Origin of the sequence: Caulobacter sp. SLTY (assembly GCF_009905535.1) — a bacterium.
In the GTDB taxonomy this organism is placed as follows: domain Bacteria; phylum Pseudomonadota; class Alphaproteobacteria; order Caulobacterales; family Caulobacteraceae; genus Caulobacter.
On the sequence record NZ_JAAALA010000040.1, the window covers coordinates 18732 to 31558 of the forward strand.

At 69.0% G+C, this 12827-nt stretch carries 12 protein-coding genes; 4 read left to right on the plus strand and 8 right to left on the minus strand.

What is annotated here, in order from left to right:
• Positions 1 to 23: 23 nt before the first annotated feature.
• Genes GVN21_RS18255 through GVN21_RS18265 form a run of 3 tightly spaced genes read right to left on the minus strand, consistent with a single transcriptional unit; the run spans position 24 to position 2658 of the window.
• Positions 24 to 473: a hypothetical protein gene (locus tag GVN21_RS18255; protein ID WP_166576170.1), complete on the minus strand. Its 450-nt coding sequence runs from the start codon at positions 471 to 473 to the stop codon at positions 24 to 26.
• A gap of 50 nt (positions 474 to 523) precedes the next feature.
• Positions 524 to 1492: a glycosyltransferase family 9 protein gene (locus GVN21_RS18260; RefSeq protein WP_166576171.1), complete on the minus strand. Its 969-nt coding sequence runs from the start codon at positions 1490 to 1492 to the stop codon at positions 524 to 526.
• Positions 1492 to 2658 carry a glycosyltransferase family 4 protein gene (locus GVN21_RS18265; RefSeq protein ID WP_166576172.1) on the minus strand — a complete coding sequence of 389 codons (1167 nt, stop codon included), beginning with the start codon at positions 2656 to 2658 and terminating at the stop codon, positions 1492 to 1494. The genes GVN21_RS18260 and GVN21_RS18265 overlap by 1 nt, the downstream gene beginning before the upstream one ends.
• 74 nt (positions 2659 to 2732) lie before the next feature.
• Here GVN21_RS18265 and GVN21_RS18270 point away from each other — a divergent pair, with 74 nt between their 5' ends.
• Positions 2733 to 3479 (plus strand): alpha/beta hydrolase, encoded by a 747-nt coding sequence (locus tag GVN21_RS18270; protein WP_166576173.1) that lies wholly within the window; start codon positions 2733 to 2735, stop codon positions 3477 to 3479.
• A gap of 127 nt (positions 3480 to 3606) precedes the next feature.
• Here GVN21_RS18270 and GVN21_RS18275 read toward each other — a convergent pair whose 3' ends face one another.
• Positions 3607 to 4407 carry an NAD-dependent epimerase/dehydratase family protein gene (locus GVN21_RS18275; protein ID WP_166576185.1) on the minus strand — a complete coding sequence of 267 codons (801 nt, stop codon included), beginning with the start codon at positions 4405 to 4407 and terminating at the stop codon, positions 3607 to 3609.
• 235 nt (positions 4408 to 4642) lie between these two features.
• On the minus strand, positions 4643 to 5509 hold the full coding sequence (locus GVN21_RS18280) for a UTP--glucose-1-phosphate uridylyltransferase (RefSeq protein ID WP_166576174.1): 867 nt from the start codon (positions 5507 to 5509) through the stop codon (positions 4643 to 4645).
• Positions 5510 to 5615: 106 nt separating this feature from the next.
• Here GVN21_RS18280 and GVN21_RS18285 point away from each other — a divergent pair, with 106 nt between their 5' ends.
• A complete protein-coding gene (locus GVN21_RS18285; RefSeq protein WP_166576175.1) occupies positions 5616 to 5897 on the plus strand; it encodes a hypothetical protein in 282 nt (93 codons plus the stop codon).
• A gap of 115 nt (positions 5898 to 6012) precedes the next feature.
• Here GVN21_RS18285 and glmS read toward each other — a convergent pair whose 3' ends face one another.
• Complete coding sequence (glmS, locus tag GVN21_RS18290) at positions 6013 to 7830, minus strand: glutamine--fructose-6-phosphate transaminase (isomerizing) (RefSeq protein ID WP_166576176.1); 1818 nt, start codon at positions 7828 to 7830, stop codon at positions 6013 to 6015.
• A 190-nt stretch (positions 7831 to 8020) separates the two neighbouring features.
• Here glmS and glmM point away from each other — a divergent pair, with 190 nt between their 5' ends.
• The gene (gene glmM, locus GVN21_RS18295) at positions 8021 to 9376 is read left to right on the plus strand and encodes a phosphoglucosamine mutase (protein WP_166576177.1); all 1356 of its coding nucleotides are present in this window, start codon (positions 8021 to 8023) and stop codon (positions 9374 to 9376) included.
• Between the two features lie 221 nt (positions 9377 to 9597).
• On the opposite strand, the gene GVN21_RS18300 is transcribed toward glmM, so the two are convergent.
• Positions 9598 to 10602, minus strand: a complete 1005-nt coding sequence (locus tag GVN21_RS18300; protein ID WP_166576178.1) for a DUF2891 domain-containing protein — start codon at positions 10600 to 10602, stop codon at positions 9598 to 9600.
• 11 nt (positions 10603 to 10613) lie between these two features.
• The gene (locus GVN21_RS18305; protein ID WP_166576179.1) at positions 10614 to 11876 is read right to left on the minus strand and encodes an MFS transporter; all 1263 of its coding nucleotides are present in this window, start codon (positions 11874 to 11876) and stop codon (positions 10614 to 10616) included.
• A 392-nt stretch (positions 11877 to 12268) separates the two neighbouring features.
• On the opposite strand from GVN21_RS18305, the gene GVN21_RS18310 reads away from it, so the two are divergent.
• Positions 12269 to 12827 (plus strand): cation:dicarboxylase symporter family transporter (locus GVN21_RS18310; RefSeq protein ID WP_166576180.1); only part of this gene is annotated, 559 nt, incomplete at its 3' end.

Sequence of the window (12827 nt, forward strand, 5' to 3'; positions counted from 1 at the left end):
GAGCGATCGCGGTCCCCTCTGCCTTATCGGCCCAGGATTTCGAACGCGCGCGATTCCAGCAGGCCGCGGGTATAGCAGGGGTAGTCGGTCGGAATGCCGTAGGTCCCCACCTTCCTCATGGCGCCCTCCACCTTGACCTCCGCACGGGTTCCCTCGGGAACCTCCTGCAGCAGGATCGACACATTCATGGTGGTCTTGTTGACGTAGCCGCCGGGGTAGCTGCCGCAGTCGAGGCCGTCGACCTGCGCCACGGTCATCACCGGCCCGGTCGAGATTACGCCGCCCGCCTTGTTGACCACCGTGGGCTTCAGGTTCTCGACGAGGAAGAACCGCTCGGCGTTCTCCCAGACTTGATCTTTCTTGGCCGGAAGCACCTTTACGGTGGTCACCTCCCGGCGGACGGCCGGGGTGGAGGTGATGCAGCCCGCGAGCGCCAGGCAGGCCACAGCGGTCGCCAGCAGCGACGTTCTCATGAAACTCTTCCCCCGAACTAAAAACGCGCTTCATGCGCGCGATTCCCACCTTAGCGCGGTAGCAGCGAAAACGAAGCGCTGGCGACCGTGTCGACCGCCATTTCGTTGAGCGACGGCGCGTGCAGCACCGCCACATGTCCGCGCGGCCCGGTCAGGGACGCATCCGAACCGGCCGCGAACAGCGCCACGGTCGGCGCCCCGGCGGCGGCGATCAGGTGCAGCGGGCCGGTATCGTTTCCCACCGCCAGCGCCGCCCGCGCGCCCAGCAGGGCGATCTGGGCGAAATCGGTGCGGCCGGTCAGGTCGCGGGCCCGGCCGACGGTCTTCTGGATGGTCCGGGCCAGGGCGCTCTCCTGCGGCCCGCCGATGATCACGATGTCATAGCCCTTGGCGAACAGCCGGCCCGCCAGGTCCGAGAAGGCCTCGATCGGCCAGCGCTTTTCCGGGGCCTTCTCGTTGCCGCCCGGCACCAGCAGCACGAAGGGCCGCGGCGCCTGGGCGCCCGACGCCGGGCGAGCCTCCGGCGCGCGGCGCAGGATCCAGGACAGATCGGGGGCCGGCGCGTCGCCGGGCGTGGTCGGGGCGTCGGGCCAGATGCCGGCCACCTGCAACTGCTCGGCATGCCGCTCGAGGATGTGCATCCTGTCCCGGTTGGGGTTGCGATGCCGCAGCTTCGCCCCCTTGGCCGGCCCCGACCAGGGCGGTGGGAAGGGCCGCAGCATCTGGAACAGGGTGTTGCTGGACGAATTGCCCTGCAGGTCATAGACCCGCGCATACTTGGCCGCCTTGATCTTCTTGCGCAGGGCCAGCCATTCGCCGGGGCTGTTGGGCGCGCCGTCGGTGTCGACCTCGTTCACATAGGGACTGGTCTTGGCCAAGGCCTCGAAGGCGGGAATGGTCAGCAGGGTGATCCGCGCGCGCGGATGGGCGGCCCGGATCCGCCGCATGGCGGCCAGCGACAGCACGAACTCGGCGATATTCCCGGCCTGGACCACCAGGATCTTGTCGAACGCCGCCATCAGGCCCTGCCCTCCAGGATGCGAGCATAGACGGCCAGGGTCGCCTCGCACATGGCGTCCACCGAATACAGCCGCCGCGCCCGCGCCAGCCCGGCCTCGCCCATGGTGCGTCGCGCCACGACATCGGTATCCATCGCCCGCGCCAGCCCCCGCGCCCAGGCCTCCGACTCGCCGGGCGGCAACCGCCAGCCGGTCTCACCCTCGACTACCGTCTCGCGCCCGCCGCCGTGGTCGCTGACCAGCACCGGCCGGGCCATGGCCTGCGGCTCCACCGCCGCCCGGCCGAACGACTCCGGCTGGGTCGACGGAAGCAGCGCGAAATCGCCCAGCCGATAGGCCGCCGGCATGTCGTCGCAGTGGCCGACCAGCCGCACCTGAGCCCCAAGGCCGGCAGCCGCGATGGCGTCCTCCAGCTCCTGGCGATACTCCACCCGCCCCTGGTCGTCCCCGACGAACAGGATCAGGAAATCTTCCCGGCCTTCCGATTTCAGCCGCGCCGCCGCCTCGATGATCGTCGCATGGCCCTTCAGCCGCGTGATCCGCCCGCCGAGCACGAAGATGGTCCGCGCATCCTTCTTGGGCAGGCTCCACAGGTCGCGCAGCGCCTGAACCCGCGCGGCCGTCACCTTGCGGATATCGAACCGCGTGAAATCCACGCCGCGCGGAATGGCCACGATCCGCGCCGGATCGACGCCGTGCTCGGCAATCACATGCTCGCGAGTGTAGTCGCTGTTGGCGATCACCAGGTCGCCCCGGGTCATCACCGCATTGTACCAGCGCTTGAGGCCGCTCTTGGCGTTGTAGATGCCATGATAGGTGGCCACGAACGGAACCTTGGTCGCGTGCGCCGCCCACAGGGCGCTGAACGCCGGCGCCCGGCTGCGGGCATGCACCAGCGTAATCTTCTCCCGCCGGATCAGGTCGATCAGCCGGGCGGTGTTGCCCAGCATGACCAGCGGGTTCTTGGACTGGGCCGGCATTTGAGCCAGCCGGCCGCCGTCGGCTTCCAGCCGGGTGGTCATCCGCCCACCCTTGCTGGCCACGAAGGCGCGGCCGCCGGCCTTCACCACCGCCTGGGCGATGTCGAGCGCCGTCTGCTCGGCGCCGCCGGTCTCCAGTTCGGGCACCACCTGCAGCAGCGCGAAATCCGGGGGCAGGGGGGTCAAGGTTCGCGAAGCTTCCTGGGGCTGATCGAAAACGGGTAGGGGAGGGTAGATAAGGGAATCGGAGCCGGCGCGCCATGACCGAAAGCAGCGGATACCTGGACCGTGAAGACGGCGAACGTCTGGCCTGGCGCCGGGTTGATGGGCGAGGGCCCACGGTGGTCTGGCTGGGCGGCTTCATGTCCGACATGGCCGGGACCAAGGCCCAGGCCCTGGCCGACTGGGCGCTGGCCAACGATCGCGCCTACCTCCGCTTCGACTATCTTGGCCACGGCGAATCCAGCGGCCAGTTCCGTAAGGGCACGATCAGCCGCTGGCGCGAGGACGCCCTGGCCGCCATCGACCAGTTGACCGATGGGCCGCTGGTGTTGGTCGGCTCCTCGATGGGCGGCTGGATTTCCTGCCTGGTCGCCGCGGTGCGGGCCGAGCGGCTGGCGGGGTTGGTGTTGATCGCCCCCGCCGCCGACTTCACCGAAAAGCTGATGCTCCCCGGCTTCCCGCCCGAGGCCCATGCGGCCCTGGAAGCCACCGGCGAATGGCTCCGCCCCAGCCTTTACGACGAAGGTGGCTACCCCATCACCCGCAACCTGCTGGAAGACGGCGCCCGTTGGTCAATCCTGCCCGGCCCGGTCCCGGTCGAGGTTCCGGTCCGCATCCTCCAGGGCGCCGAGGACCCGGACGTTCCCTGGATGCACGCCCTGGCCCTGGCCCAGGCGCTGAAGGGCGAGGACGTGGTCTTCACCCTGATCAAGGACGGCGACCACCGCCTGTCGCGGCCGCAGGACATCGCCCGGCTGATCGGGGCGGTGGAGGAGGTGGTTTGACCGCTGTGCGTGCTTCGACACGCGGCCCGCGGCCGCTGCTCAGCATGACGTAGATTTGTGAGGCCCAACCCCTGTTCGTCATCCTGAGCAGCCCGCGCAGCGGGCGTGTCGAAGGACGCACAGGCGCTCAGTGGCCTTGCAGGATCGCCACCAGCCCCTCGCGATAGGTCGGATACCTCGGCCGCCAGCCCAGCTCCGCCTTGGCCCGCGCGTTCGACACCCGCTTGTTCTCCGCCCAGAAGCGCCGCGCCGGGGCGGGCATGCCGGCCTCGTCGTAGGGGATCAGGGGCGGTGGCCTCAGGCCCAACAGTTCGGCGGCGAAGGCGTTGACCTCGTGGGTCGGGGCCGGCTCGTCGTCGCAGATATTGTAGATACCGCCGGCGCGGGGGCGGGCGATTGAGGCGGCCAGGGCGGCGGCGATGTCGTCCACATGGATGCGGCTGAACACCTGGCCTGGCTTGAGGATGTTGCGGACCTGGCCCTCGGCCACCCGGTCCAGCGCCGAGCGGCCGGGGCCGTAGATGCCGGGCAGGCGGAAGATCTGCACCGTCAGCCCCATGCCGCGCCCGACCTCCAGCCAGTCGCGCTCTGCGGCGGCGCGGCGGCCGGCCTCGACGCTGCGGGGGGCGATGCGGCTGGTCTCGAAGGCCCAGCCGCCCTCGCGGTCGCCATAGACGCCGGTGGTCGACAGATAGCCGATCCAGTCGGGGAAGGCGCGGGAGCGGGCGATGGCCGGGACCAGGGCCTCAAGGCCGGGACAGCCCCGCTCATTCGGAGGGGCGGTGACCAGGATGGCGTCCATCGGCGGGGCGGCGACCAGGGCGGCCTGGTCGGTGGGGTCGAGCGGCGTGACCCCAGCCGCGCGGGCGGCCTCGGCGGTGGCCGGATCGCGCACGGTCGCCCAGACATCCCAGCCGTCAGCTTTCATCCGGCGGGCAAAGACCTGCCCGGTGAATCCGAAGCCGAAGATCAGGAGACGAGGCACAGGACGCTTTTCTTCCTCCAAACCATCTCACTCAAACCGTCATCCTGGCCGGAGGCCCGAAGGGCTGGAGAGCCGGGACCCAGGAGGGCGTGAACTCGCTGTTTCAACCAGCCTGCGCGCCGCCCCTGGGTCCCGGATAGCCCCTTGCGGGGCCTCCGGGATGACGGTGTTGGGGTGGTTACAACAGGGCGGTGATCGCCGCCCGCGCCGCCTGGCCCAGTTCCGGATGTTGCAGGGCGTAGGCGACGTTGGCGCGCAGCAGCCCGATCTTGTCGCCGCAGTCGTAGGTGGTCCCCTCGTATTCGAGGGCGTGGAAGGGCTCCAGCGCCATCAGCCGGACCATGGCGTCGGTCAGCTGGATCTCGCCGCCGGCGCCCTTGGCCTGGTCGCTCAGGAGGTTGAAGATTTCCGGCTGCAGGATGTAGCGGCCGGAGATGAACAGGTTGCTGGGCTCGGTCCCCAGCGGCGGCTTCTCGACCATGCCGGTCATCCGGTTGAGCCGGCCCTCACGGCCGTCCAGGGCGACGATGCCGTACTTGTTGGTCTCGCCCTCGGGGGCGGGTTCGACGACCACCACATTGCCGCCCACCTGGTTGTAGGCGTCGATGGCCTGGGCCAGGGGCGCGCGCTCGGCATGCATCAGCATGTCGGGCAGCATGACGGCGAAGGGCTCGTCACCGACGATGTCGCGGGCGCACCAGACGGCGTGACCCAGGCCCTGGGGCGACATCTGGCGCACGAAGCTCATCTCGCCGGGCTTGGGCAGGTCGGCCAGCACGGCCTCGAGGATGTCGGTCTTGCCCTTGGCGGCCAGCTGCGCCTCCATTTCGATGTGGTGGTCGAAATAGTCCTCGATGGCCTGTTTGCCGCGCCCGGTGACGAAGATGAAGTGCTCGATCCCCGCCGCCCGGCCCTCGGCGATGATGTAGCTGAGGATCGGCCGATCAACGATGTTGAGCATTTCCTTGGGCGTCGTCTTGGCGCCGGGCAGCACGCGCGTGCCCAGGCCTGCAACGGGAAGGACGGCTTTGCGGACAGGTTTCATGAGGGCTCAGGTATCCGATGGAGGATCACAATTCCAGCCGCTGCGGAACGGCCGGGTCGGCAAACGGTTGTCGGCTGCAAGATCGTTGGAGTTCAGGAGCGTACCGATGCGAACCTTCCTCACCGTGGCCATTGCCGCCGGCACCACCATGGCCCTGATGGCCTGCACCAAGCCGGCGCAAGACCCGACCACAGCCGAGACCACCGCCACCACCCCGCCGCCGGTCCCCAGCACCGCCGCGCCGGGCGACGTCCCCGCGCCGGTCGACATGGCCCCGCCGACGACCACCCCGCCGCCGACCGACCCGACCACCACCCCGCCGGACGTGATCGCGCCCGGCGAAGGCACGCCGCCGAACGCGCCGCCGCCGACCCAGTCTCCGAACTAGGGGACCGGTTGCCGCGACGCGGCTACCTGTCCCCGATCAGCGCCGCCCTTTCCGCGCGCACGATCCAGACGGTCTGCACAACGTCTAGAGCGCTGATTACCCCAAAGCCGGTCCCCTATTCGACGGTGACCGACTTGGCCAAGTTGCGCGGCTGGTCCACATCCGCGCCCTTCTGAACGGCCACGTGGTAGGCCAGCAGCTGGATCGGGGCGGAGAACACCAGCGGCGCAATGATCGGATCGCAGGTAGGGGCGATAATCACATCGGCGCCCTCGGGAGCATGGCGGGCGCCGGCTTCATCGGTGATCAGGACCACCTTGCCGCCCCGGGCGACGACCTCGCTCATGTTGGAGACCGTCTTCTCGAACAGGGCGTCGCTGGGCGCGATCACGATGATCGGGGTCTCCTCGTCGACCAGGGCGATGGCGCCGTGCTTCAGCTCGCCCGCGGCATAGCCCTCGGCGTGGATGTAGCTGATTTCCTTCAGCTTCAAGGCGCCTTCGTAGGAGAGCGGCGCCATGGCGCCGCGGCCGATGTAGAGCACATCGCGGGCGCGGGCGATCTTTGGGGCCAGGGCAGTGACGGCCGCCTCGACGTCCAGGGATTCGCCGATCAGTCGGGGCGCCTCCAGCAAGACGCGGGCAAGGCGACGCTCCTCGGCCTCGTCGATCCGGCCACGGGCGGCCGCGGCGGCGATGGCCAGGGCGGTCAGGGCGGTTACCTGGCTGGTGAAGGCCTTGGTCGAGGCGACCCCGATCTCCGGCCCGGCGTGGGTCGGCCACAGGACGCCGGCCTCGCGGGCCATGGTGCTCTCGTGCGCGTTGACGATGGCCGCGGTCTTCAGCCCCCTGGCCTGGCACCAGCGCAGGGCGGCCAGGGTGTCGGCGGTCTCGCCCGACTGGCTGACGGCGATGGCCAGGGTTCCCGGCGTCACCGCCGGCTCGCGGTAGCGGAATTCCGAAGCGATCTCGACGTCGCAGGGCAGGCCGGCCAGCCGCTCGAACAGGTAGCGGGCGATCGAGGCGGCGAAGAAGGCGGTGCCGCAGGCGACGATCTGCAGCCGTTCGACGGTGGCGAAATCCACCCCGCCGGGCGCCTGCACATGTCCGGAGACCGGGTCGACATAGGCGGTCAGGGTGTGCTGGCAGGCGTCGGGCTGCTCGTAGATTTCCTTGACCATGAAATGGCGGTGGTTGCCCTTCTCGACCAGGGCGGTCGAGGCGGAGACGATCTTGACCGGGCGGGTGACGGGCCGACCCTCGGCGTCGAACACCCGGGCGGAGGTATCGTCGATGGCGCAGTAGTCGCCTTCCTCCAGGTAGATCACCCGGTTGGTGAATGGGCCCACGGCCAGGGCGTCGCTGCCCAGGAACATCTCTCCGTCACCCTCGCCGACCACCAGGGGGCTGCCGCGCCGGGCGCCCAGCACCAGGCGGTCATGACCCTCGACCAGAACGGCCAGGGCGAAGGCGCCGGTCAGCCGGTCGAGCGTGGCCTTGAGGGCGTCCAGCGGCGCGTCCCCGGCCTGGATGCGGGCGTCGATCAGCTGGGCGATGACCTCGGTGTCGGTGTCGCTCTCGAAGGTGCGGCCGGCCGCCTGCAGCTCTGCCTTCAGTTCCGCGAAGTTCTCGATGATGCCGTTGTGGACCAGGGTGACCTTGCCGGCCTGGTGCGGGTGGGCGTTGGGCACGTTGGGGACGCCGTGGGTGGCCCAACGGGTGTGGCCGATGCCGACGGTGGCCGTCAGCGGCTGCTCGCTAAGCACTTCTTCCAGCGCCTTGATCTTGCCCTTGGCGCGACGACGCTCGACCTTGGCGCCGACAACCCCCGCCACCCCGGCGGAATCGTAGCCGCGATACTCCAGCCGCTTGAGGCTCTCGATGAGCCGCTCCGAGACGGAGACCTTTCCGACGATTCCGATGATGCCGCACATGCCGGTACTAGTCTCTCAGAGGGGAGTCGAAGGCGCCATTAGCACCGGCGGCCGTAAGCGGGGCATGAAAATGCGTTGCAGACTGTTGCTCCGGCCCGTTTGCCCTCTGTGTGGAAACAAGGCGGATCAATTGTTTATTGGCGCGGCCGGGCGTTGAATGCGAAACGACCGCGCTGTTCAGAGGGACCCCATGGCCAAACGCTCCTACTTCGGCACCGACGGCATCCGCGGTCAGGCCAACAGCCATCCGATGACGGCGGAGGTGGCCCTGCGGGTCGGACTGGCGGCGGCGAAGCTATTCCGCACCGAGGACGACCGGCGCCACCTGGTGGTCATCGGCAAGGACACCCGGCTGTCGGGCTACATGATCGAGCCGGCCCTGGTGGCCGGTTTCACCAGCATGGGGATGGACGTGCGGCTGTTCGGACCGCTGCCGACGCCGGGCGTAGCGATGATGACCCGCTCGCTGCGGGCGGACCTCGGCGTGATGATCAGCGCCAGCCACAACGCCTTTTCCGACAACGGCATCAAGCTGTTCGGCCCCGACGGCTACAAGCTGAGCGACGCGCGCGAGGCGGAGATCGAACGACATATGGACGAGGGCTTGGCCGAGGGCCTGGTCGGGCCGACCGAGCTTGGCCGGGTGGAACGGGTCGACACCTCCCAGGCCCGCTATGTCGAGATCGCCAAGGCGACCTTTCCCAAGACCCTCAGCCTGAATGGCCTGCGCATCGTGATCGATTGCGCCAACGGCGCCGCCTACAAGGTGGCCCCGGCGGTTCTTTACGAACTGGGCGCCGAGATCATCAAGATCGGGGTGGACCCCAACGGCTTCAACATCAACGACCAGTGCGGCTCTACCCATCCGGCCACGATGAGCGCCAAGGTCAAGGAGCTGCGGGCCGACATCGGCATCGCCCTGGACGGTGACGCTGACCGGGTGACCATCTGCGACGAGCACGGGACCGTGGTCGACGGCGACCAGATCATGGCCATCGTGGCCGGAGCCTGGGCCCGCGAACAGAAGCTCAGCGGCGGCGGCATCGTGGCTACGGTGATGAGCAACTTGGGCCTGGAGCGGTTCATGGCCGACCGGGGCCTGACCCTGGAGCGGACCGGGGTGGGCGACCGCTATGTGATGGAGCGGATGCGCTCGGGCGGCTTCAACCTGGGCGGCGAGCAGTCGGGCCATGTGATCCTGTCGGACTTCTCGACGACCGGCGACGGACTGATCGCGGCGCTGCAGGTGCTGGCGGTGATGGTCCAGTCGGACCAGCCGATGAGCGCCCTGGCCCGCCAGTTCGAGCCGGTGCCGCAACTGCTGGAGAACGTCCGCTTCGCCAAGGGCGCCGAGCCGCTGAAGAGCGACAAGGTGCAGGATGCGATCAAGACCGCCGAGGCGCGGCTGAACGGCTCGGGCCGGGTGCTGGTGCGGCCGTCCGGGACCGAACCGCTGATCCGGGTGATGGCCGAGGGGGATGACGAGGCGCTGGTGGCGCAACTGGTCGGCGAGATCGTCGGGGCTGTGAAGACGGCGGGGGCGTAGCAAGTCCTCCTCCGACGCGAAGCGGCGGGGGAGGGGGACCGCGCGCGAATACGCGCGTGGTGGAGAGGGCGACGCCGGCCTGTCCAGAGGAGTCGCGTTCTGGCGCGGCTGTCGATGCCGGCTTCTATGATCAACCAGAAACACCGGCGCTGCCCCCTCCACCACCGGCCCTGAGTCGGGCCGGCGGTCCCCCTCCCCCGCGCTCCGCGCGGAGGAGGATTTCAAGGGCGCATCGCAAGCAGAGCGAAGCTGGCTAGCCAGTGTTCGCCCATGTAGTCGCCCGCGACGTGCGGCAGGCTGGCGGCCAAGTGGGTTTCGGCGGCTTCCCTCGCCACCGCGATGGCCGGGTGGCCCTCCGGAAGCGCGGCCGCGATGTTTTTCCAGCACCAGGCGCGGCTGAGGTTGAGACCGTCGAGGTGGGCGATCTTGCCGTCGGTGCGGTCGGTGACGGTGGCGGGGGTAAACAGGGTGGCTGGGTGGCGCTGCGCCGCTCTGGGCAGGAAGCGGTCGAACCAGGCGGGGAAGTCCGGGCCAAGAACGCGGCGCATGGCCTCGGCTTCGATAAGGGCGGGGGAGAGGAAGTCTTCGCCGGAGGGCTCCCAGGCCTGGCAGTCGGCGTCGGCGGCGTGCCAGCGGCCTGCGGTTTCGATGAGCAGGGCGGCCAGGGCGTCGTCGGCGGCTTCCTCGGCGTATTCCAGGGCCAGGGCGATGGCGAAGCTGGTGCTGGAATGGACGCCGGTGCGGACCGGGTAGGTCGCCAGCGGCAGGTAGGCGTGGAAGCGTTGAGCGAAACCTTCGGCCAGGGGGGCGAGGTGGGCGGACCAGTCGTCTTCGTGGCGGAGCAGTTCGGCCTGCAGCATCAGCAGCCAGCCCCAGCCGTAGGGTCGCTCGAAGCCGCGCGATCCGGGGCGGTCCAGATAGGCGCGCTCGACGGCGACCTTGGCGGGGGTGAAGGCGTCGTCGAACAGGACGCGGATGGCGGGGGCGGACGGCATGTCCGGGAACAGGCGCAGGAGGGTGGCCAGGGTCCAGTAGCCGTGGACGCAACTGTGCCAGTCGAAGCTGCCGTAGAAGATGGGGTGGAACTGCTGGTGCGGGGCGACGTCGGCCTCGCTCATGAAGACATGGTCGGCCTTGTGCGGCCAGGGCCGGCGGACGTGGCCCAGGGCGATGGTGGCGAACGTCGCGGCCTGGTCCAGGGTGAGTTGGATAGCGCCTGAGGGCATCACAAGCTCGCCTACGGGGCGTCTTCGGAGAGATGGCGCAGGGGGGATAGGAAGAAGACAGTGGTGACCAGGGTGAGCATCAGCAGGCCCGGGACCAGGATGGCCGCGTGCGGGCCGACGGCCTTGGCCAGGAAGCCGTAGGCCAGGGCGCCGAGCGGGCCGCCGCCCATCAGGCCGAGGGTGAAGACCGAGAGGATGCGGCCGCGGCTCTCGGCGGGCGCGTGCTGCTGAACGATCCCCCGGCCCAGGGTCATCGCCACCCCGCCGCCCAGCCCCCAGACGAAGTTGAGGACGCAGAGCATCAGGAACGGCATATCGATCGAACACAGCACCAGCACCGTGCCGCCGCAGCAGAGCGAGGCCATGTAGACCAAGCCCTTGCGGCGGATGTGGCCAAAGCGGGTGAGGGCGAGGGCCGAGATCATCGAGCCGACCCAGAAGCACAGGCTGAACTGGGCCAGAGCGGTGGCGATGTGGGTCGGGTCCGGATCGTTCGGCGGGAAATAGCTCTGAACGATCAGCGGCAGCAGGACGAAGAAGCTGCCCATGAAGCAGATGCCGACGAACAGGGCGCAGAGCACGACCGGGGCGATGATCGGCGAGGAGAAGGCGGCCTTCACCCCGCCTCCGATGTCGGCCGCCATCCGCTGCAGCAGGTGGCCGTCGCCGCGTGGTGGGCGGTTGGCCGGGCGGGGGCGCAGGGAGACGGCGGCCAACGCCGCCAGCACCATCAGCAGCGACAGGCTGAGCAGCATCGGACCAACGCCGAGGAAGGGCGCCGCCGTGGCGTAGGCCATGCCGAGGATCTGGGCCCCGAACTGGGCCAGGGAGGCGAAGTTGACCGCCCGGTGGATGGAGGCGCCGTCGGGGGTGGGAGCCACCAGGCTGAGCAGGCTGTCGCGGGCGGGGATGGCGAAGGCGCCGATCGTGCCGACCGACAGGGCGTAGAAGATGATCAGGCCGTAGGTCAGCCGGCCGCTGATCACCATGCCGCCGAGCGCCGCGAAGGTGACCACCGACAGGGCGCATGAAATGGCGACGATCCGCCGGGGCGGGATGCGGTCGGCGACGAAGCCGCCTATCAGGATGAACAGGGTGGTCGGCAGCTGCAGGCACATCTGGGCGATGCCGAAGTGCACCTCGTCCTGTTTCAGCACTACGCGCAGCAGGTAGGGAAACAGCACCAGCTGCACCCCGAAGGCCAGGAACCAGGCGCCATGGGTGAACAGGTAAGCGGGGAAACGTGTCGGCGAGGCGGTGTCGGTGGCCGTCAAGGCTGTCTCCTGAGGCGCCTCGGGCCGGACGGCGGGGCTCTGCGGGGCGGGATACGATTATAGCGCGATGACGCGGGGGAAGGGGAAGGTTGTCGTTGACCAGGCTGGAAAGTCTTGGGACGTCAGTGTCTTAAGCGTTGCCAGCAGGTCGGGTGATGTGGCCCGGGGTGTAGGTTGATCTGTTGGGGATGTGGCCTGTTTTGAGCGTGGTCGTGGCTACGGTTCCGGCGGCTGACGAGACGCAGGTATTGGACGCTTCGGAAGGCTCTCTAATTTCGTCCGGGTAGAATTGTCGAGCGTCACCCACGGAAACTATCGGCTCGGCGCAGACTTTCTGGCGTGTCAGGCTGGGGGACAGGGATTACCGCTCGACGGTCGTCGAGGAGCATCACATGGCCGCCAAATCGTCCCGCTTCATTTCCGGTTTCGGGTTCCAGGTGCTGGCGGCGATGGTCGTCGGGCTGGGGCTGGGCCTGTTGGCGCGGAGCCTCGGCGACGAGGTCGGCGAGCGGGGGTGGTGGCTGGCCGAGACGCTGCGGCAGGTGGGGGCGATCTTCATCCAGCTGCTCAGGGTCTTGGTGCCCCCGCTGGTATTCACGGCGATCGTGGCCAGTGTGGTCAGCCTGCGGGATCTGAAGGGTGCCGCCGGCCTGGTCTGGCGGACCCTGCTGTGGTTCGCGATCACGGCGCTGATCGCGGTGGTCATCGGGTTGGCGCTGGGGTTGATCCTGCAGCCAGGTCACCATGCCGGGGTTTCAGAGACCCTGGCGGCGAAGCCCAAGTCGCAGGGCGGCTGGCTCGATTTCCTGACCGGGCTTGTGCCGGTGAACATCTTCGGGCTGTCGGCCTCGACGACCATCACCGACGGGGCGGCCAAGACCGGCCTGTCGTTCAATGTGCTGCAGATCGTGTTCCTAGGCCTGGTGGTGGGGGTCGCGGCGCTGTTCGTCG